The following is a 22,631-nucleotide window of genomic DNA, read 5'->3' on the forward strand; positions in this document are numbered from 1 at the left end:
CTTCATTATGCTACAACCGCAAATTTAATTAAAATAAATTATTATTAAATTAAGAACTTTAACCTTAGCTAACCCTCTCTTCAATTGATCGAGTGGGTTTTTTTTATGGTGTAATATACTCCTAGCATTTACTATTAATTTGGAAGATTCAAAACTTAATCCTGAGGAAAATAATTCAATCGAATCGTTCCCCAATTTGAATGAAGACAATAAAGATCTTAATGAGGGGAATAAAAAAGAAGAAAATGTTAAGGCATTTACAGAATTTCTAGAGAAAGCAAGTAATCAAGATTCTTCAGAAGAAAAAGTAAAACTTGATTCTGAACAACAAAAACTAAAAATTGACAAATCACTTTTTAAAAGATTTCTTAATAATGGATTTGATGGCATTTCAACTAATCCAAACTATAAAATGTTGGCATTATTAATAGTCCTTTTAATTAATCTGTCTCTATTTTTTGTAATTGGCAATATGGGTAAAGCGTTTTTAAGAAGTGCAGGAATTATGGGTTAAAAATTATTTATTTCTTTTTGGATATTCATCTTTACAATTTTGATTCTTCAAATGAAACTGTGATATTTTCTTGTCAAATTAATATTTAAAAAAAATTTGGATAATAAAGAGCCAGAAAATCCAGTAGTTTATCTTTCTAATTTAGTCAAAAAATTAGATGTAAAAAACAGAAATGGTTTAGTAGCCTTAGCAATAGTAAACCTTTTAGTGATTCTTTTATTTAAATTTTATTTAAAAGGATCAGGATTATTATCTTGAATTTAACTGCTGGTAGTATTATTCAGCATTCTCAAATTGTTTTGCTAATCTAAATGCCTTCTTAATTATTAGAAAGCCACCATATGCTCCTGCCAGTAAAGGTAATACTATTAAAGGGTTAGGGGAATAATTTGAATAATTTTTCACACCCTCAACATATTCATAACCTGAGCATTTAAGAAATATAAAGCTAAAAAATGTGATACTCCAACCAATGATTGATAAAAAGCCACCTTTTTTATCTCCTTCGTAGAATCTGTCTAGACCTAAGCCCCAACCTCCTATTAGGAATATTCCTCTAACAACTGAATTTTTTTCTTGATTTCTAAGCATAATAAAAAAATGTTCATAATGAACATAACCTATTTGTATTTAAGATGTGAGATGTTTTTATTAATTAATCTTTAAAATAAATTTTTGATGGTTTTTTTTTAATTACAAAATTATTATTCAGTGTTTTAGTTAACCATTAGAGATTGTATTTGAATTCAACATGGAAATTGAAGGCCTTATATAAATAAAAATAGACCCATACATATCCTGCATTATTCTCATTTCATCGTCTAAATATACAATTGAAACCTGGCAATTTGGCGATTCTTTATTCCAAGGTAACTTATTCCATACCTCTTTAACTGGATACCATCTATCCATAAGTAATTCACTAAATAATGGAATCTTATTAAGTCCATCAACTTTGGAAACTTTTGTCTTTTGTAAGTTCATATCAAGTAAATTATTTCTTAAAACTAAATCACTTGCTACGGTTATTACTCTTCCACCAAAAGTAGGCAATAGTTTGAACCAACCCAAGATAGGAATTGTTGTGAGCCCAAATATTGTAGTGTCAAAAGTAGATATAAATTCTTTTTTTTCAAAATCAATCTTTTGAGCAATTCTCCCAATAGTTGATATGCCAAAGGATCCTACTTGCAATTGATGTAATTTAAAAAAAAGATTACTTTTAAATTCATCATTTAATGCCTTTTCAATAGCAAGGAAGAAAGGAGAACTTCGAAATAATTCAACATTAGAAAAAATCAATTCCCACTCTCCAGACAATAATTCTTCTGACATTTCAAAACTAAAATCCTTAAGAGCATCAATCAATTTATCCATTTCATTAGCTTTTTCCTCATACATAGGAGAAATTAATTTATTTAATCTTTGCCCTCTATCTGTAACAGCAGCTATTTTATATATATTTGACTTTATCTCTCCAATTTCTTTCATAATTACAATACAAGAAATACTGATTAATCTTAGGAATTTAATTTGAAGTTGATGGCAATTTTAATAATGCTGGTAATAAAATCAATTAATATTCTCCCCACCTTTTACCAATATCAAAACCCCATTCAGTGGTTAATCTAATTACTTCATCATGATTCTTGCATTTTGAAAGGGATAACTTTTTACTAGGATTATTTTTTATTAGCTCAGCAATTTGATTAAGTTGCTCTATTTTTTTTAGAAAATTACTTAGATCTTTATCTGACATTTATCTAGGAAGTAAATTTTTGATCATAAGTAAATATGTAATAAAGAACCCAGGCAACACCAATAATAAGAATTGCAATCATTATATTTACTGACCAAACCACTTCTATCATGAAATTTTTCTTATATATTTTTAATATATCCAAAATTTAAATTAAATTAACCGTTAATAATTTAAAACAAGAACAATACACTACTTTTGCTAAGTGTATAAAATAGTCTTAAATAGTTTAAAAATTATGGGAGAAGCTAAGAGAAGGGAAGAGTTAGGCTTACCACCTAGAGAAAAGAAAAAGGAAAAACAAATATCGAAAAATCAACTAAACAAAATTTTAAATAAATATCCTTATTTACCTTTCATTTTAGGTTTTTCATTACTAGCAATATTAATTATCGATTTAGTTAATTACTACAAATAGATATATAAAAAGGGGATACTTTTAGCAGAAGAGAAGATTATCTTCGCAATTGCGAAATTATTTTTCCATAATAAAAATAAAACTCATGAAACCGATTAACACCTCATGCGCCTTAATTTTAGGGGTACTAACTTTGTTTTCAACATCTAATGCAAATGCAGGTGGCTGCAGTTCTCACACTGAGAAGAAGGCAGAAATTGAATGCTTGTCTGATGATAAAAAATGTATAGAAGCGAAAAAAGAATCACTATACAAAGTTGAGGCCTAAATGTTTGATAATATTGGAACTGCTCTAGTACAGGCATTAGGCTTCTTTGCTGTTTTTGGTTTTTTTGTATATCAAACTTTATTTGCAGATAGCAAACCCAAAAATTCAAAATCAAATCCTAAAAAAACAAAGATTTCCGACAAAAAAGAATCAATTAAAAAAGAACCTAAAAAAGGCTTATTTAACAGAAAATCTAAACCTGTTGAAGAGAATTTAACAGTCCAAAAAAAGGGATTATTTGGGAGAAAAAAAGAAGTTATTAAAGAAGAGATTAAACCAAAGAAAAAAGGTTGGTTTAAATAGGTAAAGGTACTTAAACTCTTTTTTGATATCTTTTATACAAAAACTTTTTTTAGTAACTTTATAATTTATATAAGATAATAACCAAAATGAACCATAGAGAAATCACAAAAAAATATAGCGAATTACTTAACAGGGCTGAGTTTGCTACTGGCCGTAAGGAAGTTGTAGGTCTTTTAAAAAAAGCTGCCAAATTGAAATCTCAGATTGAAATCAATTATTAGATTTTAAAATTAGTTTAATTCTAAATGTAAAAAATTTTTTTAAATAAGTTTTTACATGAGATAATCTGCTTAGATTATTTTTCTTATGAATAAAAAAGGTTATACAACCGAAAGCGGTGGTAGACAAAATGGTTTTGCAATTGAACCAGAAATTAATCCCATATCAGAAGGCGAATCAAAGAAATCCATATTTTTGTTTATTGGAATATTATTACCTTTTCTAATAGGCGGTTTTTATTATTTAAGGACTCTGAATATATTCAGATAATTTATAAGCCATTTTTAGTAATATAATCTTCTGAGCTAACAATATCTTGCATTAAGCTCTCTGATGAAGGATTAAATCCATTTTGCTCTAAAAAAGATTTAACCTTTTCAAATTTTTGCTGAATTTTTTTTGTATATGGAGTTGTCATCAAATAATCGTCCTTTTCTGTTGAATAGTTCATTTGATTAACGAATTACTTTTACAATTAAATTTTGCAAAATATGCTATTGCTGGTGAAGTTATAAATATTACATAAATAATTTAATAGTAATAAATACTTATAAGTTGATTGTGTGAGGTTGATATGGGTTGATTTTTTTAAAAAGTACTTATAGTAACTAGTTCCATTAAATCTCTAGACTGCAGATATTTTTGAAATACTTCAGAATAAAATGCTTTTTTAGCAGCAAATTTTGATTCGAATTCAATTACTAATCCAAGCTGCCCTCCATCCCATTCATTTGAGGTTGATTCTTGTATTAAATCTCTTTTTACTATTACTCCTCCCACAGATTTAATCCAAGGCAATACTGTCCTTATATATTCCAGAAATAAATCAGCATTTGGAATTGAAATTTTCTTAAGCCAATAGCTCTTTGTCATCAAATCAACATATTCTGGGTAGAATATAGCACATGGAGGTAAGTATTTATCCTTAGCTATATACTCCAGCTTTTATTAAATGGAAACCGAAAGTGATTTATTAAATTTACTTCTTAAATCTCCAAATTCAGAGGGTATACGTAATATTGCCGAACAACTTGAAATTGATCATAATTTTTCCTTTAGCAAAGATAGAAATGATTTGCAGGGTGTTTGGGAGCTCAGGTGGAGTAGTTCTAATAGTCCTTTTTTAAAATATTCTCCTCTCATTGATAACCTTCAAATTCTTGATCCCTTTAATTTAAATGGTCTTAATTTACTTAAACCTAGAGGAATAAGATCAATTATTGGTACTGGTATTTTAATAAGACTTAATTACATTAATGAAAAAAAAATTGGGGTCAAATTTACACATGCTGGTGTTATAGGTCCTAAATTTGGAAGAAAAAATATAAAGGTTATGAAAGAAATTAATAATGAACAATTAGGGTGGTTAGAGATAACTTATTTAAGTAATAATCTTAGAATTTGCAGAGGTGATAAAGGAACTTTATTTGTTTTAAGAAAAATAAATTCTCCGACTTTATTCAATAATTTTAAAGAATTTATTAAAATCTATTAGAAATATAAATTAATTCTTTATCCAAATAGACTTTAATACGAAATAAATTGGTAAATATTTAAATGATTCTTTAGGTATTTCATAACTTAAGAATTTTAATGCTTCTTCTAACCAGTAACCAATATCAAATCCTAAAAGAATTTTTTCTACAACAAACCAAAATTCTTTATCAAATATAATTCTGAAATTTAAGTAAATATATTCCCAATGAAAGGTATTCCAATATTGGGTTAAAAATGAGGATAAAATAAGCCAAAGTGATATAAATATAAAACTTTTAAGAAATTTATAAAATTTTTTCATATAACAGCAACTGTCTTATTGAATTTCAAATATCCCTTATTATTATTATGATCAAATTTTATTTCCATGAAATATATCCAAAAAGATATAAAAATATTGCAAAAATAGTAAATTTTTGTGGAATTAATAATCTATTCTTCTTTTTTTAGATTCTGGGCCTTTATATTTTTATTCTTAAGAAAAAATCCTAAAAACAGAAAAGCAAAATATATTAGTAAACTAATGGCAAAAATTAAAACTATCTTTGAAATATCCATAAAAGATTTTTAACATAAATTACAGCATTTTTTGCAAAGTTTTATCTATGGTTATGATTTTTCATTTATCACGATAACGAACTTCAATTATTAAGCTAATAATAATATTTAAATCATATGCAAGTAGCTTTTGCCTGGAGCCTTTGTCTATCAGTTGGTGTTGTTTTATTATCAATTATTCCATTAACTATAGGGAGAGTTAAAGCGGGATATTCTGTTGAAAATATGTCTGCTCCAAGGGCTTTATTCGATGAATTACCTTCTTTTGGAAAAAGAGCAGTTTGGTGTCATCAGAATTGTTGGGAAAGTATTTCACTACATGCACCCGCATGTCTTCTTTGTTTGATGACTTTAACTGACTCTAATATTGCAATAATTGCAGCATTGATTCATCCTATTTTTCGTTTTTTATATATTGGTGCATATGTATTTAATATCCCCACAGCTAGAGGTTTAATGTGGGCCTCAGGTATTTTTACAACACTTTTGCTTTACAAAGAGGGCTTAAATCAATTGATATAAATTATTTAAACAATAAATTTTTCTAAATCTTTTAATTGATATTCATTGATTAGTTCTACTTTATTTGATTTTGCTAGTTGATGAGCAGACTTTGTAAAGCCAGATTTTGAGACTATTATTGCATGTGTACCTTTCCAAAATAATTTACCAGCTGAAATTTCCTGAACTGCTTTATTTCCAATGGCTTTTTCATGATCTTTGCATTGTATACATATTCTCAAATCATTTATTGACGCAATTAAGTCAACCCCTTGATCTCCTGTATTAGGGGTTTCTTTTACTTCCCAGCCATTTTGTTTGAGAATTTCCATACAATGATTTTCAAATCTAATACCTTTTTTGTAGTTTCCCTTGTTTTTACTTGAGTAGTTTTTTTCTATTAGGTTTAAGCATGATTTCTCTATTTGACTTGCTATGAAGACAAACCAATCTTCAGTCTCGAGTTTTCTAATAGATCCAACTATCTCATCATCAATAGTGGGATTTTCATTACAATATGATCTCCACTTTTTGAAAAATAATTCCACATTGCCAAATTTTTTTAAGATTACTTTTTCCCAGAAGTATGGTATACCCTCTTTAAATCGTTTAGATCCATTAAATATATTTTTCTCAATGGCTTTTTCATCAAGAGGTGGATTGCCAATCCATTTTTTATAATCCTCGTTACCGTAAGCATCTATTTCCCTTAATCTGATCCTCTCCTCTAACAAATTGTATTTGTTCTCGTCTATTAAATTATTAATTGTTTGAATAAAGAAATTGGAATTTAAGGCATTATTTATTTTTAACTTTTTCTTTTTAATTTGATAATCTCTCACAATTATAAAAATTAAAAAAATGATAAAAATAATTAAAATAAAAAAAAATTTCATTAAAGATTTTTATTTTCTATCTAAAAAGTTTTTGTTTTTCTAATAACAAAATTATTTTTTGTTATTACTGAAGATTCATTTACTTCAAACCCATTAATTGCTGATATTTCTCCTTTTATGCCTTCTAATGTTAATTGCTCGATAATCCCTTTTATTACTTCATCCTCGACCAATTTTCTATCAATTCTTTCAGGTGTAATATCTGTAAGCCATTTTGAGGTCTTTTTTTTTACTACCTCTGTAGGGTTAGTTATTTTTAAGTAGATAGCCATTTTTTAAGTCATTCAGTTGAATTATAAGCATTAAATCTTCTTAACTTTTATTATTGTCATTACTTTCCCACTCAAGAAATTGAAAAACAAAAATTGCAAAGATAGAGAAAAATACTATAAATAACCCTAACCATCCTATAAATTTGTGCTCTGTAAAAAGATTTGTGAGCATTGATTTTTCTTGATATCTTGATTCCATTTCATATTGATAAGAATCAATAACTTGAAATATATTCATAATTAATAAATTAATAAATCGTTTAATTAGTGGATAATAATTTCAACCGTTTAATTTACTAAAAGCTTCCGATAAGAAATCTGGCCTTTTTCTTATTATAGAAAAATTCAGTTTATTTATTAAGACTAAATTGACTTCGGCAATCGTTAAGATTTCATTTTTCTTGTTAAGAAATTCTGAAATTACATTAATCCTAGGACTTTTATTAATATTGAATTCGCTCTCGATTATTATTTTTTCACCAAGAAATAAAGGAGATTTATATTTTATTGAAGTATTGATTAAAGGTAAATCAAAGCCATTTTTAGTTAGTTCGAAATAGCTTATACCTACTTCCGAAAGTGCATTTATTCGGCTTTCTTCAAGCCAATTAAAATATTTACCGTGCCACATCACGCCTGCATGATCTACATCTTGAGGTAAAACAATTTTTTCTATTTTCCAAACTGGTTTCGAGTTCATCTTTTATTTAAAAAATATTTTTATTCAATGAAATAAAATTATTTTGATATTGTAGATTAATTTTGTTTATTAACATAAGAATCATCAAGACTATATTTATAAAGTTATGTTTAATCGTAAAAATAGAAGTAGAAAAATGAAGAAGATTTTTCAATGGGAAGAATATTTAAATTGGAAAAATATGTCAAAGGAACAGAAATTAAATTTTAAGAGGGCGTGCTTGTTCCCATTTCTCGTATATATAGTTTATGTTTTTCTTAATCATTACTCCTTGGCAATTCTTTTGTTACTAGGTCTTTATTTTTTAATTAGATTTAAAAATAGAAATAAATTGGGAAGATGAATATTTTTTTATTTTGATTTATTTAGATTTGTTTTAAAATTATATAGATTTTCTAAATAACTTTATTGGCGTATGACAATAGTATTAGATAAATTTTTTTTATGAAAAGAATTATTTTGTTTTTATGTGTATTAGTTTTTTCAATATTTTCTAATACGAATAATTTATTAGCAAAAGAAATTGAAAATAACATTAAAGATAATATTTCTAATGAAATTGAAGAAATTAAGCCTGATAATAAAAAAAATAATATTTCTAATTCTTCAGCAGAAGATATTTTTGGTGATGAACAAACTTTTCCATTCGTTGCAGGTTTGGGAAAAAATGCAGCCCATTGATTTCAATGTTCTTGATAATTTTGAAAAAGATTTTTTAAATACAAATGAAAGGTCTTAGGGTTCTAGAGCTTTCTGAAGCACTTAATGTTGATAGCGCTGATTTATTGGCTGTTTGTGCAATTTTAAAAATAAAAGCCACATCTAGATTAAGCATGCTTTCATTTGAAGAATGTAAAAAGATAACTGATTACTATGAAAATAAAAATTAGAATTTTTTTATAAATTATTTTATTTTTTAATGTCTTTAATCATTGATACTAAAGTTGAATGAATTTCTTCTTCAGATATTTCATTTTTAAAATTGATAATTGCTGATTGACCATCGTAATTGATTTTTATATAACTATTATTAATTTCTTCCATATAAGCATTCTCAAATCTTGATATCTTTCCATAATGAATAAGATATTTGTGCACTGAATCTATGTGATCATTGTTCATGTGATCACAAACTCTTTTACTTGTTTCTTTACTAATAATTTTCATTTAAAAAATAAATTTGTTTTAAGCTAATCAATTTTTTTCATTATTCAAAGTTTTAATCATTTTAATTATTAAATTTTTAACTTCATTTTTATCAACAGCTCTAACCAAGTTATTTCTCAAATTTGATGCTCCTTTAAAGTCTTTGCATGTCCATGAGATATGTTTCCTTGCAATTAGCAATCCGTGATCTCCTTTTTCTTTGATTAATTCATCAAGATGCTCAATAATTAAATATAGTTTTTCTTCTGTGTTTGGTTCTTTAAAATTTTTATTTTCTCTAAGGGCATAATCTATTTCTCCTATTTTCCAAGGGGATCCTAAAATTCCTCGTCCAATCATTACACCATCAGCATTTGTTTTTTTTAAACAATTAAGAGCGTCATCTGGATTTTTGATATCTCCATTAGCAATTACTGGAATTTCCAACAACTTTTTAAGTCTCCCGATCATTTCCCAATCTGACTTGCCTGAAAAACCCTGTTTTCTTGTTCTTCCATGAAGTGTGATCATCGTTGCTCCCGCATCTTGAAGTTTAAATAAGAAATCCTCTATATTTTCTTCTTTGCTATCCCATCCGAGTCGTGTTTTTACTGTTACTGGAACCCTAACAGCTTTAACAACATTTTTGACTAACTCTATAGCAAGTTTTCGATCTTTAATTAAAGCACTGCCTCCACCTTTTTTTGCAATTTTTTTTACTGGACATCCCATATTTATATCAATTAAGAAAGCTCCAGAGTCCTCAGCTTGTTTCGCAGCTTCAGAAACTGCATATGGCCTATTATCAAATATTTGTACTCCAATTGGACCTTCTTCTAAATCTATTTGATTGATTTTTTGTGTGCCATATCCTTTTTTAAGACTTGTGGCATTTATCATTTCTGTAAAAAGTAAAGAGTTTGGAGCCCATTTACGTACAAGTCGTCTAAAAATGTTATCTGTAACTCCTGCTAATGGCGATAGCATTACCTTACTCGTAATTATCCTGTTAATTCCCCTTCCTTTTAGTCTTATATTTGAAGACATATAATTTAAATTTATTTAATCTTTGTTTATTATAAATTCAGATATAGAGCTGATTTTATGTTTTCTATTTATTTCTTAATTTATAATAAGTGCTTTTACTTAAAAAGGCCTAATTGATTTTTTTTTTTGCTAGTTTATGTTGAGTTGAAATTTAAAAAGGAAATTTTTTCTTGTTTATATTAGTATCTATTTTTCTTCCAATAATTATTTTTATTGCACCTATAAATGTAAATGCTATACAAGGTAATTTAGATTTATCAAGTGCTCAAACTTCAGTAGGCAAAAGATTTGCTAAAGTTTTTTGTGATGCTAAGAGGGAAGGTTTAGATTCTGATTTTGCTAGTGAATATGCTTTGAATAATACATATTTGAAATTTGTAGCATTTCCAGATGATGACGAATATTTGGCTGATTTATGGCACTTCACTCATAATAATATATTAGATAATTGTGGTGAATTTGTAGATATAAATGATCTAAAAGACCTAGAGATTTTTTTTAAAGAAGAAGGTTTAATTGCATCAAATAGGGAACTATATTTACCAACTTTTGAGAATAATTAGATTAAATTTTTAGCATGTACTAAAATATAAATAGAATATGAAATTTTATGAAACTATTAGGTTTAAATTCACCTGAAATATTCATAATATTAGTAATTTTGCTTTCAATTTTAGGTCCAAAAAGAGTTGAAAAAGGTTTCTTATTATTCAAAAAACTATTAAAGTTCCTCTTAAGTAAAGATGAAGATCAAAGCTCAGCAAATTCACAAGTAAAATCAGAGGAACCAGAAGAAAGTGAGGTTAAAGAAGAAACAATAGAGTCAGAGGTAAAATCAGAGGAACCAGAAGAAAGAGAAGTTAAAGAAGAAACAATAGAGTCAGAAGTAAAATCAGAGGAACCAGAAGAAAGTGAGGTTAAAGAAGAAACAATAGAGTCAGAGGTAAAATCAGAGGAACCAGAAGAAAGAGAAGTTAAAGAAGAAACAATAGAGTCAGAAGTAAAATCAGAGGAACCAGAAGAAAGAGAAGTTAAAGATGAAATAATAGAGCCAGAAGTAAAATCAGAGGAACCAGAAGAAAGAGAAGTTAAAGATGAAATAATAGAGCCAGAAGTAAAATCAGAGGAACCAGAAGAAAGAGAAGTTAAAGATGAAATAATAGAGCCAGAGGTAAAATCAATTAAACCTAAAAAAAGAACTGTTAAAGATGAAATAATAGACGTAGAAGTTGATTCTGATAATAAATAAGATTTAAAGTAAATAAAAGGATACAGGCCAAGCTTGAATCTTAAAAAAAGGAAATTTTAGGATAATTTCCTTTTTTTTGAATTAAGTATAAAAGTCTTATTTTTAATATTTTAATTTGAATTATAAGAAGGTTTTTATGAATCTAAAGCTACTTCTATGGCTGCGATTAAGTTTTCGTCAAATGGTTTAACACCTGGCTTGAATCTTGCAATTACTTTACTATCTTTCCCTATCAGAAACTTCTCGAAGTTCCATTCAACATCTCCTACAGGTTCAGTTTTGTTAAGGGTTGTGTATGGTTCTGTGGTGCTGCCTTTGGCATGAACTTTTTCATAGATTTCAAACTTAACTCCATATTTTGTTGTGCAAAAATCTTGTATTTCTGAAAGAGAGTCGGGTTCTTGTTTTCCAAAATCATTACAAGGAAATGCAAGTATTCTTAGGCCTTTGCTTGAATATAAATCATGTAGCTTTTGAAGATCCTCATATTGAGCGGTATTCCCGCAATAACTAGCTACATTAACAACTAAAATTACTTCCCCTGAATATTCACCTAGTTTTATGGATGATCCGTCTGCGGAAAGAACAGTAGTATTTTGTACGTCAACTTGCATGTCTAAAAAAATTCACCCCTTGAAGATAACATTGTATAGACTTTATTGTGTTTAATTTATATGGTAGTTTTGTTTATTTCTTTTATAAGTTTTAATTTTTCATCTATTAAACCATTTATAATTAATATTATTAATCAGTTTAAATTTGGACCCTTTAGACCCACTTACTGAAATTATATATTCCGGTCAAGGATTTTCATCTGCAATTGCTTTAGAAAGAATTATTTGGGCAATGATTGGAATCTTTTTTTTGGGATCAATTTCAAGATCAATAACTAATAGTATTCGAAGTCAAAATTGGTTTGGTAGAAATTTTTTATTTAGTTATTCTAAAGATAAAAAAATTACAGATGATAAATCTTCACAACCTTTTGGTGATGAGGAATAAGTTTTATATATATGAAAGAATCAATTTTTTCTAAAAAGAGAATTTTGTTACTTGGTAGTGGCGAGCTTGGAAAAGAATTAGTAATAGAATCCAAAAGATTAGGATTAGAAGTTATTGCAATTGATCGATATGAAAAAGCTCCGGCAATGCAAGTTGCTGATTATTCAAGAGTAATTGATATGGGAGATAAAAATATTTTAAAAAATGTCATAAAAGAATTTAAGCCTGATTATGTTGTTCCAGAAATAGAGGCACTTTCAATTGAAGCCCTAAAAGAACTCGAGGATGAAGGATTCAATATTGTTCCCAACGCTAGGACTGTAGAAATTACAATGAATAGAGATAAAATTAGAGACTTAGCTTCTAAAGATTTAAAAATTAAAACTGCAAAGTTTGATTATATTTTTGAATTTGATGATTTAGAAAAAAAAGCAGATGAAATTGGATTCCCACTTTTACTTAAGCCTTTAATGAGCTCTTCAGGAAAAGGGCAGAGTTTGGTTGAAACAAAAAATGATTTACAAAATGCTTGGAAACAGGCACAAGCAAATTCAAGAGGAAAGGTTAAGGGTGTAATTATTGAAGAATTTATTAATTTTGATTTTGAGTTTACTCTTTTATCTGTAAGAAAAGAAAATGGTGAAAATATTTTTTGTTTACCAATTGGACATCTTCAATCTAATGGAGACTATCAATGTAGTTGGCAACCCTTAGAGATCAAGAAGTCCTTAATTATTGAAGCTAAGAGAATGACAAGTAGAATATTAAATAATCTTAATGGAGCTGGATTATACGGAGTAGAATTTTTTATAAAAGGAAGTGAGGTTATATTTTCAGAATTATCTCCCAGACCACACGACACTGGTATGGTTACATTAGTTAGTCAAAATATTAATGAATTTGAATTACATTTAAGGGCTTTTTTAAATTTACCAATACCGCGTATAGATCTAATAGAGCCCTCTGCAACCAGAGTTATACTCTCAAACCAAGAGTATCCTAATCCTATTTATGAGGGTCTTAATGAAGCTTTAGAATTTGAAAAGACCAAAGTGCTGATATTTGGCAAACCAGTTTCCAGAAAAGGCAGAAGAATGGGTGTTGTTCTCTCATCAAATTCTGACATTAATTTGGCTAGAAAAAATGCAGATGAAGCTGCTCTTAAAATAAAAGTCAGTACTACATAAATATTAAATAAAAATAACGAAAAAAATACTTATTTCCTTTGTTTTTGTTAAGTGTCTCTCTGAGTATTATTTAAATATGTTCTCTCTTTCTCAATGATAGAAAATTATAAAGGTTGGGATATAACTTTAAATTGGGATAATAAAAATTATCTCGAGAGGGATACTACTAAAAATAATTTTTTTAATCAAAAGGAAAAATGGATTGGGGTTCACTTAAATGGTGAAAAAATCTATGGCTCTTCTCTGAAAGAAATTAGACATATTATTGATTACCCTAGCTTGCATGCAAGGTAGGGTAAAAGATTTTATTAATTATCCTGATTATTTTCATTATCTTCAATTAGTTCATTAGCAAGTTTTCTTAAATCTCCCTTAATCGAGACCCATGTAAAGGCAATTATAAAAATTGAAGCAGATATTGCAACAGTGATTTTTTCGACAGGGGACATTCCAAGTGCAATAGCAAACATTTCAAACCAAATACTAATTTTTTATTATATTGAATTTTTTTAAATAGTTAGAAACAATTTTTTTTTTGCAATGATATTTAATTAATCAAAATATAATAAATAAAATTTAAATTACTTATTTTATTTATTGTTTCTGATTTCAATTTTATTCAGTAAGATTAAATTATGGAAAAAAAAAAGTGCCCCCAATGTAAAAATTTAATTTTAAATACTTCTCCAACATGTTTATATTGTGGTAGACCTAATAAATTTATAACTAAGGAATACGTAAATAAAAAGTGGAATAGAGATAATAATAAAAATGTATTTGATTATATTTTTATTAATAAGTATATTGTATTTATTTTATTATTAATATTTACAATCGTTATTATTAAATTTATTTAAATATCATCAAAAATCACTCTATTATTGCATCTAAAACTTCTTTTGTATTTTTTGATAGTTTATTTTTTTTAATCTCCTTTATTGTTTCTATCATATTACTTTTGTAAGGTTCTGAATAATAATTATATCTACTAAATACTTTTATAAAACGGGAAATTACTATTGGATTTAATTTATCAAATTCAATTATCTTTTTTGCAATATATTTATAACCAGAACCATTAATCGCATGAAAAGTACTATTTCTTGTTACGAATGTATTTAATATAGCTCTTAAAGTGTTTGGCGATTTTGAATCAAAAAACTTATTTTCAAATAATTTTTCAATAATGCTTGTTTTTTCATCAATTTCTATAGATGCATTAAATGAGAACCAACTATCCAAAACGACACTATTATTTTTCCATTTATTGAAGAATATATTTGAAATAATTTTTCTTTCAGGACAATTAATTCTACTGAAAGAATTCATTGCAGCTTTTGCTAGCGTCATAGAATTACTATCGACATAATTAATTATTGTGCCTTTAATTTCCCTATCATCACTGCTTAAGAGTAGTTTCCAAATAGTTTCGATTAGTTTTCTTTCATTTTTACCTTCTGGCCAAACTTTATCTAGATTTTTCTCTATTTCTTGGAGCTTACAATGTAATTCTTCTTTTAATTTGGTACCGAATAAATGATTTAATTCGTCAATAGTTTTATATATCTTTAAAGGGTCTATATTTTCTATCTCCGATTCAATTTCAGCAAATGTCGGAATACTTAGTAATTCTGATAAAAGGGATAAATTAATATCTTTATTTTTTATAAATGTTATTAAGGTGCTTATTAATTTATTTTCAATTTTATGATCTGGTTTTTCATCTAATCTGCATAAAATAATTTTTTTATAAAATACTTTTACAGTATTAGTTAGTGTAAAAAAATCTTTTTCATATTCTAAGATTAAAAATTTTTCATCCAAGGTAGTGTCTGATTCCCACTCAACAGGTGAAGAGAATTCGCGAAAATAAGTTACTAAAGGAATTTGGATGTGAGATCTTAAATTTCTAAAAATGAATTCTTGTTTTTTTGTTTTTAAAACAACTGTTTTTTCTATCGTTATATTATCACCGCAATATATAGCCAGATTTATAGGAATTATTAGTGGTAAATCATTATATGGGTTCTTCTTTATTGGATTACTTTGTGAGGCTTCAATTGTAAGTTTTTCTCCTGTTTGATCCCAGATTCTCTTGAATTTAATTTTTGGAGTTCCATTTTGCTTGTACCAGATTTTAAACTTTTCAGGATCAATTTCCTTATTGTGCTCTAAAATTTTATCGACAAATTGGTCTATTGTTGCTGCCTTTCCATCATATGTTGAGATGTAATTACTAAATCCCCTATAGAAATTTTCATCTTTTACAAGCTTATTAAGCATTCTAATTATTTCTGCACCTTTCTCGTAAATCGTGGTCGTATAGAAATTGTCTATTTCTTGGTATCTCTCTGGCATTACAGGATGTGATGTTGGACCAGAATCCTCTCTAAATTGACTTCTCCTAAGAAATTTCGCATCATCAAGTCTCTTGATTTCGCAATTATGAACATCTGCAGTGAATTGTTGATCTCTGAATACTGTTAAGCCCTCTTTTAGAGATAGTTGAAACCAATCCCTACAAGTCACTCTATTCCCCGTCCAATTATGGAAGTATTCATGGGCGATCACGCCCTCAATTCTTTCTAATTCTTCATCAGTTGTTGTTTCAGAATTAGCGAGTATTAGTTTTGAGTTGAAAATATTGAGACTTTTATTTTCCATTGCTCCCATATTAAAGTGCCTGACTGCAACAATATTGAATAATGACAAATCGTATTCAAGGTTATATTTATCCTCGTCCCACTTCATAGATTTCTGTAATGAACTTATTGCATGTTGAACATATTTTTCATCGCCATATTCAACATAAATATTTATTTTTACTTTTTTATTCGATTTTGTTATGAAATTGTCTTTTACACAATTAAGTTTTCCTGCTACCAATGCAAATAGATATGAGGGTTTCGGATATGGGTCTTCCCAAATTATTTCATGTCGATTATTTGCAAGATTATTTTCTTTTACGACGTTACCATTTGAAAGTAAGACAGGGTAATCATTTTTGTCTGCCTCAATTCTCACGGTGTATTTGCTTAGAATATCAGGCCTATCAGAGTGAAAACTTATCCTTCTAAATCCCTCCGCCTCACATTGCGTAGTTATAATCCCATTGCTCTCATACATTCCTAAAAGAGATGTATTTTCCTTAGGTTTAATTATGCCTTCTATTTTTAATAAAAAATTATCTTTGTTTATATTTTCAATTTTTAAATTATTTTTTTGCTGTTTGTAGTATTCCTTTCCCAGTAGTAAGTCATCTATAAATATTTTTTTTATTAATATATCTGTACCATCAAGAATTAGATTTCCGGTATTCTTATTTTTTTTAACCAATTTTAGTTTGGTCGTAACATTTACAGCATTTTTCTTAATTACGAAGTCCAAAAAGATTTCTGGAATTTCATAATCAAAAACTTTGTAATCTTCAAGTTTTACATATCTTGAAATATTATTTTGGTTTTTTGGATTGTTCATCTATACAAAGACGTTCAGAAGTTAAAAAATCTAGAATACTTATTTTGAAATTATAAGTTTGGCTTGTTATCTTCTGTTTCACAAAAATGTGTTTTAACCTCCCCAGAAGGTAGTAATTCGTATAAAGAAGGATTATTTATGTCAGGCGATCCGTCCTTATTATATTGATACCTCCAGTCCCATTTTTTATCTGTAAAGGAAATATAATCTTTTCTTAGAGAATATGGGAGCATAAGCTTTTTTTTATTCCAATTAATATTTATAAATGCTCCTGGCTTTAACTCAGATATCTTTTTTACTATAGAAAAGTCACCATTAATATTATTTCTCATAACAAGATCAAGCTTTGAATTTTCACATACATAGCTATTATTTAAAGCTAATAAAAGTATTGAGGTAATAAAAAATGAATGAATTTTTTGAGCTCCTTTTAAAGTAGATTTACTTTCAAGCTAAATGACTTAATTAAAGATCTTTTAGGATCGTTTTAAATCATAATAGATTGCATACTCTTTAGATCTACAAGATTACAATCTAATTCCTCTTCATAATCCTGAACTGAAATAAAATTATTTAAAAAACCTGAATATTTTGCATCTCCACCTATGGTGCTTGAAAGTATATATTTTGGATTGAATTTGTTAATCAATTTAGGGATTACATCAGCACCTCTTACAAAAGAACCAACTAGGGGTAATTCTAAATTTTTAGTAGGAGTAATAACTGCATCAAGACTTTGATTGTTTAAATTTTCATCAAGATATCCATGGGGTTCTATATAAAACCCATTATCTAGATCGTCTTTAACAATATATCCGTTTTCTATTTGTGGCACTGGAGCACCAGCAGTTGCTTCAAAACTTAAATTAAGAAGATTTGTCTTTTCAGTTGGCTTAATCACTTTAATTGAACTAAAACCAATTTTTTTTAATGTTTCAACAGCACTTTTAGGGCAAATTATAGGAATATCCTTTCTGAACATTTCTAATGTTGGAACGTGACAGTGGTCAGGTAATCCTTGGGTTAACAAAATAATATCTATTTTTTTATCTATTGAAATTTCTTCTTCTAATGATCCTTTAAAAAACCACTCACCTGGAGGAAATATTAAATCTCCCTTGAGCCAAGGATCAATAATTAAATTTGTTTTTTTAAATTTTATAAGCCAACCATTTGAACCAAGGTAGGTCGCTTCAAAAGTCATTATCAATTAATTGTTTTATTAGACTATAAGGTACTTTTGGCTTTATCGAGAAATTAATAATAAAGATTAGTTTGCTTCATTTAAGATTTGAAATGACTTTCTTTTTAGATTAAATATTAAAACTTGATTATCTTTATAATTAATCTCGAAGTTTTCTTTTTCTAGCATTTGTATTGGTATTAGAGCTAATCCTCCTGTTCCTGAAAATATGATTGGCATGGTGCTATTTTTAGTCCCATTCATTTTTTGTAAGTCAATAGCTTGAGAAACTATTTTTCTGGCTTTATCAAATCCGTAGTCTTCTATTAATTCAGGCCATAAAAAGTTAACTAATTCATATTTCGAAAACTCAATTTGTACTGTTTTCATTAAAAAATAATAGATATATAGCGATTAAAAGATAAAAATATAAAATTAATTACTATTTTTAAACCTATCCATGACTAGTTGCAACATATCCACTACATCACCATCAGTTAAATTTAAATCCTTCTTTAAATCATTACAGGTTAAATTCATTTCAAGTGCCGCTTCAGCCATATGATTAACTTTTTGGTTATCACCGCCCAATGAAATAAAGGGATTGAAGTTTTCTATCATTTAATACTTGTTGTTACCACCTAGTTCTAGCTAAGAAATAATCAATTATCATTTATTGAAACAGAAGCTTATAAATATGTTATTTAATATTTAGAAAGGTTTTATTTTTATACTAGGGATATTGATATACCTTTTGATATCAATGCAAATCTTCTGGCTCTGACTAGTAAAGGAAATATCAAATTTGTTCGTTTAGTTGATTTAAACACTCTAGATAGTATCAAAAGTAAACTACTTGAGGGATTATTTATTTGTTTGCAAATAGTATTAATTGCATCTGCCCCATGAAAGATCTCTTCATCTTTCAGGAGAATAGCTCCTTTATCAAGGTCATAACCTTTATCTAGGAGGGATTTAATTAGAGTTAAATTTTTACGACCATCCAAAATTTTAATATTATTTAACTTGCTTTTGATCTCAAGAAGCTCAGCAAAATGATTGCAAAATGGGCATTCTCCGTCATAAATAAAGGTATAGTTGGAAGTCATTAGAAAAAACAGTCTTGATGGTATTAAAGTGCGCCAACAAAATAGTAATGCATTGATAATAAAATAAATAATAAAAAATTTGTGGATTTTTTAAAAGGGATAGCTAAACGATTCTAATAATTACGAAGAAATGTCTCAATATAGGTATATTTTTCATAAAAATCTGTATGCTTACTCGAAGATATTATGTTTTAAAATCATGAATTTATTAGCTTCTTTTGCTTTAGGTGGTTTCAATCCTTGGGCTGCAGGCTTTGGAATTGGTTCTTTAGTCCTTTTTGGTCTTGTTGGTCTTGTTGCTGGTCCAAACCTAAAGAATTTTGACCCTGATGCATAAATCATCACATTTAATATAGATTTTTAAAAGGCTCATTTGAGTCTTTTTTTATGCGGTTTTTTAAATTTATTTTTAGAATTGATATAAATTACATTCCGTCAAAAATGTTGTTGAATCCTTTTTATCCATTTACTTTTCTGAAAATCTCTTCTCTTAAAGCCACTATTGTTTTTTTATCAATACTTTTAATTAAATCAAATTTGCTCAGATTAAAAGGGGGTCTAATAGGAGGTCTTTTTGCCTTGATACTCATATCAGGGATTTTTGCCTCTAGTGCCATAGCTTTAGGATCTTTAGTTTATGTCTATCGATTAAAGAACAAATCTAATTCTGATGATAATCAAATGCAGGATTTAGAAACTGTAAATGTTTAAGATATTTTGTGAATAAAATTCAGATGGATAACCTAAAATGGAGTTCCAGGTACAAAATGCAAGACTAAAAATCCAAAACCGGCAGCAAAAACTATTGATACTGCGATGATAAGGAGACCAGATGCCATCCCCCCTTCGTTAAACGCCATTTAGTTAGTTATTTTTAAATTAATAATAGAACATATTTGTTCCCAGGTAATAGTTCTAATTACTCATATATCATCCAAATCTATTATTAATGGTGAATAAAAGTAAAAAGATGGAAGTTAATGAGATGATAAAACCAAATATTATTAATGGAGTAGATTTGACGTTTTCTTCCTTCTTAAGCTTATTTTTTGAAGAATCAAAATTTTTATCTTTTTTTTTATAAATAAGATTGGAAAAAGGTTTAATCACGATAATTTTTAGATTTAAGCTAATTAAACTAAAGTTTTGAACAAATCTTTATGATAATCAACAACATTTTGACAACTTATTACAGGTGTAAATTCCATATGAATTCCAAATTTGGCTCTCCATGGAGCAAAATGCTCGAAAATTTCTTTATCACTCTCTGCCTTACATAAACAAACTACTCTACCCTCCCCAGGAGCATGAACTCTAAATAACATTTCAAATTTATCTGTTTTGTCTGATTTTGCAATTTCACCGTTTTCCCAAGCTTCTACGAATAATTGATAAGCTTTCACTTGATTCTCAATATCAGGGAATTGGCAGTCAGCAAGAAATAATTGCATTGGAGTATTTTAGGGTTTTACTCATTATCCCTCAAATACTTATTTATTAATGGGACTGTTTGAATTTGAAGATCAGAAAAAAAATATTTTCCTAAATAAAGTGCGAAGAGAGAGTCTCAAGGAATTTTCCAATATCTTTTTTATATAAACTATCTGTGATTTTTAAAGAGAATAATTCATAATCATTTTTATCTTTTTTTTTATCAAAATTTATATTTCCCTTTAATGAAATATTTTTCATGATTTTATTGATCACTATTTAAAATTTAAACAAATATAAGTAAAAGACAAATTTCTTTACATTATGTTTTTTATGAGAGAAGATTCTAAGTCTATTAAATAATAATTAATTTATTTAAAAGTTAACTAATTTTTCTAAAATAAATAAGAAAGAATTAGTTAAAGAAAAAATTACAGTTAATAGAGATGCAATAACGGGTAATAAATTGAACCACAATTGTGAAGTTGTCATTTTTGAATCAATAGGCAGAAAATTGTTTCTTTTTTTAATTCTTATTTGTAACCAAAAAATAGATAATGGATAAATAATTCTTGAGAAAGTAATTAATATCGAAGGCAAAATCCCTTTGTATGAATAAAGTACAAATCCTGAAAAAAAGTATAATGCCCAAATTAGAACCCTTTGAATCAGAATTAATCCCTTGCTTTTGCGAGACATTATTAATTAATTAATTTTTATAATTTTAGTCATTTTATATCTTTCAAAAAAAATGTTATTTATAATAACTTTTTCTTTACGTATAATTTTCCATTCATTTTTAAGAAATAATTCATAACTTATTAAGCTCGCTTCAGTGTAAAGAGAGTCTAAACCTTCTCTCTTTGATTCATCTTCTAATTTATGTAGTAACTTAGAGCCGTAGCCTTTTCTTTGGAATTCACCTTTACAGTAAAATAGAGAAATTCTGTCAATGGGATATCTTGTAGCAAAAGCAATAATAATGCCTTGTTTACTTATTAGCCATCCTTTTCCTTTAATTATTGACTTATCAAAATTTGGGTTATTCCAAGCTTGGCTTGACCAGGCTCTTTTTTGTTCTTTACTATAAATTTTTTCATCTAAAGATTGAATTGAATCAAAATAAACCTTCTTTAATTCCAGTTGATCTTTAATGGTAATTTGTCTTAAATTCATATATAAATCTATTATTTAATATGCCTAGTAAAAATATAGTGGCAATTGGGGGAGGGGGGTTTGGACGTTCATTAGGATCTCTTGAAATTGAAAAATATATAGTTTCTTTGAGTAATAAAAAAAGACCTAAAATTTGCTTTATTCCAACAGCATCTGGCGATAGTAGTTTGTACAAACTAAATTTTTATAGAGCATTTTCTAAACTTGATTGTATAACAAGCCATATTGATTTTTTCTCTAGAACAGAAAACTTAGAAGAGATAGTTTTAACTCAAGACATCATTTATGTTGGCGGAGGAAATACAAAAAGTATGTTAGCTGTTTGGAAAGAATGGAATTTACATAAAATTTTGCGAAATGCTTATGAAAAAGGAATTGTAATGAGTGGTGTAAGTGCTGGGGCTATTTGTTGGTTTGATAAAGGTATAACTGATTCTTATGCTAGAGAATTAGCTATAATTGATTGCTTAGGAATAGTTGAAGGTATTGCCTGCCCGCATTTCGATGAAGAGAAAGAGAGGGAACCTTACGTTAATGATGTTATTCAGAAAGAAATTATTAAATCTTGTATATGTATTGAGGGCAATTGTGCCTTGCATATTAAAAATGATTTTGACTATACCTCAATTGATTTTGGTAATGGTAAAAACTGTTTTAGAGTTGCAAGGGAAAATAATATAGTAAAGAAAAAAATTATTTGAAAAATATTTTTAATATCT

Annotated in this window: 43 protein-coding genes; 19 read left to right on the top strand and 24 right to left on the bottom strand. The window is 27.5% G+C overall.

All coding sequences use genetic code 11. The features are described 5' to 3' along the window. Positions 1–139 precede the first annotated feature (139 nt). Complete coding sequence (locus BS621_RS08480; RefSeq protein WP_077142518.1) at positions 140–514, top strand: hypothetical protein; 375 nt, start codon at positions 140–142, stop codon at positions 512–514. A 96-nt stretch (positions 515–610) separates the two neighbouring features. Then, a complete protein-coding gene (locus tag BS621_RS09605) occupies positions 611–772 on the top strand; it encodes a hypothetical protein (RefSeq protein ID WP_011818555.1) in 162 nt (53 codons plus the stop codon). 18 nt (positions 773–790) lie between these two features. Here BS621_RS09605 and BS621_RS08485 read toward each other — a convergent pair whose 3' ends face one another. The 3 genes from BS621_RS08485 to BS621_RS08495 all read right to left on the bottom strand — a co-directional run bounded on the left by BS621_RS08485 (position 791) and on the right by BS621_RS08495 (position 2,273). Continuing rightward, positions 791–1,105 carry a hypothetical protein gene (locus BS621_RS08485; RefSeq protein ID WP_025923302.1) on the bottom strand — a complete coding sequence of 105 codons (315 nt, stop codon included), beginning with the start codon at positions 1,103–1,105 and terminating at the stop codon, positions 791–793. A gap of 129 nt (positions 1,106–1,234) precedes the next feature. Beyond that, on the bottom strand, positions 1,235–2,005 hold the full coding sequence (locus BS621_RS08490; RefSeq protein WP_077142519.1) for a PAP/fibrillin family protein: 771 nt from the start codon (positions 2,003–2,005) through the stop codon (positions 1,235–1,237). Positions 2,006–2,090: 85 nt separating this feature from the next. Then, a complete protein-coding gene (locus BS621_RS08495) occupies positions 2,091–2,273 on the bottom strand; it encodes a Nif11 family protein (protein ID WP_011863077.1) in 183 nt (60 codons plus the stop codon). A 238-nt stretch (positions 2,274–2,511) separates the two neighbouring features. On the opposite strand from BS621_RS08495, the gene BS621_RS08500 reads away from it, so the two are divergent. From BS621_RS08500 to BS621_RS08515, 5 genes are all read left to right on the top strand, one after another. Continuing rightward, entirely contained in the window at positions 2,512–2,691 is a 180-nt protein-coding gene (locus tag BS621_RS08500; RefSeq protein WP_025970256.1) for a DUF2839 family protein, read from the top strand. A gap of 85 nt (positions 2,692–2,776) precedes the next feature. Further along, the gene (locus BS621_RS08505) at positions 2,777–2,959 is read left to right on the top strand and encodes a hypothetical protein (protein WP_225866698.1); all 183 of its coding nucleotides are present in this window, start codon (positions 2,777–2,779) and stop codon (positions 2,957–2,959) included. Further along, the gene (locus tag BS621_RS08510; protein WP_025970254.1) at positions 2,960–3,262 is read left to right on the top strand and encodes a hypothetical protein; all 303 of its coding nucleotides are present in this window, start codon (positions 2,960–2,962) and stop codon (positions 3,260–3,262) included. 86 nt (positions 3,263–3,348) lie between these two features. Continuing rightward, complete coding sequence (locus BS621_RS09740) at positions 3,349–3,483, top strand: hypothetical protein (protein ID WP_257787466.1); 135 nt, start codon at positions 3,349–3,351, stop codon at positions 3,481–3,483. 85 nt (positions 3,484–3,568) lie between these two features. Further along, positions 3,569–3,751 (top strand): hypothetical protein, encoded by a 183-nt coding sequence (locus tag BS621_RS08515; protein ID WP_025970253.1) that lies wholly within the window; start codon positions 3,569–3,571, stop codon positions 3,749–3,751. Between the two features lies 1 nt (position 3,752). On the opposite strand, the gene BS621_RS08520 is transcribed toward BS621_RS08515, so the two are convergent. Continuing rightward, entirely contained in the window at positions 3,753–3,932 is a 180-nt protein-coding gene (locus BS621_RS08520; RefSeq protein WP_077142521.1) for a hypothetical protein, read from the bottom strand. 137 nt (positions 3,933–4,069) lie between these two features. Continuing rightward, the gene (locus tag BS621_RS08525; RefSeq protein WP_077142522.1) at positions 4,070–4,354 is read right to left on the bottom strand and encodes a DUF1330 domain-containing protein; all 285 of its coding nucleotides are present in this window, start codon (positions 4,352–4,354) and stop codon (positions 4,070–4,072) included. A gap of 79 nt (positions 4,355–4,433) precedes the next feature. Here BS621_RS08525 and BS621_RS08530 point away from each other — a divergent pair, with 79 nt between their 5' ends. After that, entirely contained in the window at positions 4,434–4,976 is a 543-nt protein-coding gene (locus tag BS621_RS08530) for a PAP/fibrillin family protein (RefSeq protein ID WP_077142523.1), read from the top strand. Positions 4,977–4,985: 9 nt separating this feature from the next. Here the strand turns inward: BS621_RS08530 and BS621_RS08535 are convergent, their stop codons facing one another. Beyond that, complete coding sequence (locus BS621_RS08535; RefSeq protein ID WP_025970251.1) at positions 4,986–5,279, bottom strand: hypothetical protein; 294 nt, start codon at positions 5,277–5,279, stop codon at positions 4,986–4,988. 374 nt (positions 5,280–5,653) lie between these two features. Between BS621_RS08535 and BS621_RS08540 the strand changes: the two genes are divergently transcribed. Then, entirely contained in the window at positions 5,654–6,058 is a 405-nt protein-coding gene (locus BS621_RS08540; protein WP_077142524.1) for an MAPEG family protein, read from the top strand. A 5-nt stretch (positions 6,059–6,063) separates the two neighbouring features. Here the strand turns inward: BS621_RS08540 and BS621_RS08545 are convergent, their stop codons facing one another. From BS621_RS08545 to BS621_RS08560, 4 genes are read right to left on the bottom strand one after another with little or no spacing between them, the layout of a single operon-like run. Further along, positions 6,064–6,933 carry a restriction endonuclease gene (locus BS621_RS08545; protein WP_077142525.1) on the bottom strand — a complete coding sequence of 290 codons (870 nt, stop codon included), beginning with the start codon at positions 6,931–6,933 and terminating at the stop codon, positions 6,064–6,066. A gap of 20 nt (positions 6,934–6,953) precedes the next feature. Then, on the bottom strand, positions 6,954–7,205 hold the full coding sequence (locus tag BS621_RS08550; protein ID WP_011818540.1) for a hypothetical protein: 252 nt from the start codon (positions 7,203–7,205) through the stop codon (positions 6,954–6,956). Between the two features lie 40 nt (positions 7,206–7,245). Further along, positions 7,246–7,443 (bottom strand): hypothetical protein, encoded by a 198-nt coding sequence (locus BS621_RS08555; protein WP_011818539.1) that lies wholly within the window; start codon positions 7,441–7,443, stop codon positions 7,246–7,248. A gap of 42 nt (positions 7,444–7,485) precedes the next feature. Then, the gene (locus BS621_RS08560; RefSeq protein ID WP_077142526.1) at positions 7,486–7,905 is read right to left on the bottom strand and encodes an acyl-CoA thioesterase; all 420 of its coding nucleotides are present in this window, start codon (positions 7,903–7,905) and stop codon (positions 7,486–7,488) included. 444 nt (positions 7,906–8,349) lie between these two features. Here BS621_RS08560 and BS621_RS08570 point away from each other — a divergent pair, with 444 nt between their 5' ends. Together BS621_RS08570 and BS621_RS09290 are read left to right on the top strand one after the other, a co-directional pair. Further along, the gene (locus BS621_RS08570) at positions 8,350–8,586 is read left to right on the top strand and encodes a hypothetical protein (RefSeq protein WP_025891743.1); all 237 of its coding nucleotides are present in this window, start codon (positions 8,350–8,352) and stop codon (positions 8,584–8,586) included. Positions 8,587–8,630: 44 nt separating this feature from the next. Beyond that, entirely contained in the window at positions 8,631–8,795 is a 165-nt protein-coding gene (locus BS621_RS09290) for a translation initiation factor IF-2 N-terminal domain-containing protein (RefSeq protein ID WP_072165436.1), read from the top strand. A 19-nt stretch (positions 8,796–8,814) separates the two neighbouring features. Here the strand turns inward: BS621_RS09290 and BS621_RS08580 are convergent, their stop codons facing one another. Both BS621_RS08580 and dusB read right to left on the bottom strand, forming a co-directional pair. Then, the gene (locus BS621_RS08580) at positions 8,815–9,072 is read right to left on the bottom strand and encodes a DUF2470 domain-containing protein (protein ID WP_011818534.1); all 258 of its coding nucleotides are present in this window, start codon (positions 9,070–9,072) and stop codon (positions 8,815–8,817) included. A gap of 27 nt (positions 9,073–9,099) precedes the next feature. After that, a complete protein-coding gene (gene dusB, locus BS621_RS08585; RefSeq protein WP_077142528.1) occupies positions 9,100–10,098 on the bottom strand; it encodes a tRNA dihydrouridine synthase DusB in 999 nt (332 codons plus the stop codon). 170 nt (positions 10,099–10,268) lie between these two features. Between dusB and BS621_RS08590 the strand changes: the two genes are divergently transcribed. Then, on the top strand, positions 10,269–10,661 hold the full coding sequence (locus tag BS621_RS08590; protein ID WP_077142529.1) for a hypothetical protein: 393 nt from the start codon (positions 10,269–10,271) through the stop codon (positions 10,659–10,661). A 47-nt stretch (positions 10,662–10,708) separates the two neighbouring features. Continuing rightward, positions 10,709–11,347, top strand: a complete 639-nt coding sequence (locus BS621_RS08595) for a cell surface protein (RefSeq protein ID WP_077142530.1) — start codon at positions 10,709–10,711, stop codon at positions 11,345–11,347. A gap of 134 nt (positions 11,348–11,481) precedes the next feature. On the opposite strand, the gene BS621_RS08600 is transcribed toward BS621_RS08595, so the two are convergent. After that, the gene (locus BS621_RS08600) at positions 11,482–11,961 is read right to left on the bottom strand and encodes a glutathione peroxidase (RefSeq protein WP_077142531.1); all 480 of its coding nucleotides are present in this window, start codon (positions 11,959–11,961) and stop codon (positions 11,482–11,484) included. A gap of 145 nt (positions 11,962–12,106) precedes the next feature. Here BS621_RS08600 and BS621_RS08605 point away from each other — a divergent pair, with 145 nt between their 5' ends. The 3 genes from BS621_RS08605 to BS621_RS08615 all read left to right on the top strand — a co-directional run bounded on the left by BS621_RS08605 (position 12,107) and on the right by BS621_RS08615 (position 13,830). Then, a complete protein-coding gene (locus tag BS621_RS08605; protein WP_077142532.1) occupies positions 12,107–12,349 on the top strand; it encodes a lectin subunit alpha in 243 nt (80 codons plus the stop codon). Between the two features lie 11 nt (positions 12,350–12,360). Then, a complete protein-coding gene (gene purT, locus BS621_RS08610) occupies positions 12,361–13,536 on the top strand; it encodes a formate-dependent phosphoribosylglycinamide formyltransferase (RefSeq protein ID WP_077142533.1) in 1,176 nt (391 codons plus the stop codon). 93 nt (positions 13,537–13,629) lie between these two features. Continuing rightward, complete coding sequence (locus tag BS621_RS08615) at positions 13,630–13,830, top strand: hypothetical protein (protein ID WP_077142534.1); 201 nt, start codon at positions 13,630–13,632, stop codon at positions 13,828–13,830. 14 nt (positions 13,831–13,844) lie between these two features. Here the strand turns inward: BS621_RS08615 and BS621_RS08620 are convergent, their stop codons facing one another. The 7 genes from BS621_RS08620 to BS621_RS08655 all read right to left on the bottom strand — a co-directional run bounded on the left by BS621_RS08620 (position 13,845) and on the right by BS621_RS08655 (position 19,305). Then, positions 13,845–14,006 (bottom strand): hypothetical protein, encoded by a 162-nt coding sequence (locus tag BS621_RS08620; protein ID WP_025933616.1) that lies wholly within the window; start codon positions 14,004–14,006, stop codon positions 13,845–13,847. Positions 14,007–14,406: 400 nt separating this feature from the next. Next, positions 14,407–17,013 carry an aminopeptidase N gene (pepN, locus tag BS621_RS08630; RefSeq protein ID WP_077142536.1) on the bottom strand — a complete coding sequence of 869 codons (2,607 nt, stop codon included), beginning with the start codon at positions 17,011–17,013 and terminating at the stop codon, positions 14,407–14,409. A gap of 50 nt (positions 17,014–17,063) precedes the next feature. Further along, a complete protein-coding gene (locus BS621_RS08635) occupies positions 17,064–17,345 on the bottom strand; it encodes a hypothetical protein (RefSeq protein WP_077142537.1) in 282 nt (93 codons plus the stop codon). A 155-nt stretch (positions 17,346–17,500) separates the two neighbouring features. Continuing rightward, positions 17,501–18,217, bottom strand: coding sequence for an MBL fold metallo-hydrolase (locus BS621_RS08640; protein WP_077142538.1), 717 nt, complete (start codon positions 18,215–18,217; stop codon positions 17,501–17,503). A gap of 66 nt (positions 18,218–18,283) precedes the next feature. Beyond that, positions 18,284–18,586, bottom strand: coding sequence for a hypothetical protein (locus BS621_RS08645; RefSeq protein ID WP_075536664.1), 303 nt, complete (start codon positions 18,584–18,586; stop codon positions 18,284–18,286). A gap of 45 nt (positions 18,587–18,631) precedes the next feature. Then, positions 18,632–18,817 (bottom strand): hypothetical protein, encoded by a 186-nt coding sequence (locus tag BS621_RS08650; protein WP_011818521.1) that lies wholly within the window; start codon positions 18,815–18,817, stop codon positions 18,632–18,634. 107 nt (positions 18,818–18,924) lie between these two features. Next, on the bottom strand, positions 18,925–19,305 hold the full coding sequence (locus tag BS621_RS08655; protein WP_077142539.1) for a DCC1-like thiol-disulfide oxidoreductase family protein: 381 nt from the start codon (positions 19,303–19,305) through the stop codon (positions 18,925–18,927). A 199-nt stretch (positions 19,306–19,504) separates the two neighbouring features. On the opposite strand from BS621_RS08655, the gene BS621_RS08660 reads away from it, so the two are divergent. Further along, complete coding sequence (locus BS621_RS08660; RefSeq protein WP_002806597.1) at positions 19,505–19,642, top strand: hypothetical protein; 138 nt, start codon at positions 19,505–19,507, stop codon at positions 19,640–19,642. Between the two features lie 104 nt (positions 19,643–19,746). Beyond that, complete coding sequence (locus BS621_RS08665) at positions 19,747–20,016, top strand: hypothetical protein (protein ID WP_077142541.1); 270 nt, start codon at positions 19,747–19,749, stop codon at positions 20,014–20,016. 422 nt (positions 20,017–20,438) lie between these two features. Here the strand turns inward: BS621_RS08665 and BS621_RS08675 are convergent, their stop codons facing one another. The 4 genes from BS621_RS08675 to BS621_RS08685 all read right to left on the bottom strand — a co-directional run bounded on the left by BS621_RS08675 (position 20,439) and on the right by BS621_RS08685 (position 21,912). After that, complete coding sequence (locus BS621_RS08675; RefSeq protein WP_077142543.1) at positions 20,439–20,756, bottom strand: DUF3303 domain-containing protein; 318 nt, start codon at positions 20,754–20,756, stop codon at positions 20,439–20,441. A gap of 91 nt (positions 20,757–20,847) precedes the next feature. Next, on the bottom strand, positions 20,848–20,997 hold the full coding sequence (locus BS621_RS09610) for a hypothetical protein (RefSeq protein ID WP_198025623.1): 150 nt from the start codon (positions 20,995–20,997) through the stop codon (positions 20,848–20,850). Positions 20,998–21,111: 114 nt separating this feature from the next. Then, positions 21,112–21,435, bottom strand: a complete 324-nt coding sequence (locus BS621_RS08680; RefSeq protein WP_077142544.1) for a hypothetical protein — start codon at positions 21,433–21,435, stop codon at positions 21,112–21,114. A gap of 6 nt (positions 21,436–21,441) precedes the next feature. Continuing rightward, positions 21,442–21,912, bottom strand: coding sequence for a GNAT family N-acetyltransferase (locus BS621_RS08685; RefSeq protein WP_077142545.1), 471 nt, complete (start codon positions 21,910–21,912; stop codon positions 21,442–21,444). Between the two features lie 20 nt (positions 21,913–21,932). Here BS621_RS08685 and BS621_RS08690 point away from each other — a divergent pair, with 20 nt between their 5' ends. Beyond that, positions 21,933–22,613, top strand: coding sequence for a peptidase E (locus BS621_RS08690; protein WP_077142546.1), 681 nt, complete (start codon positions 21,933–21,935; stop codon positions 22,611–22,613). Positions 22,614–22,631: the final 18 nt, after the last annotated feature.

Origin of the sequence: Prochlorococcus sp. RS04, from assembly GCF_001989455.1 — a bacterium.
GTDB lineage: Bacteria > Cyanobacteriota > Cyanobacteriia > PCC-6307 > Cyanobiaceae > Prochlorococcus_A.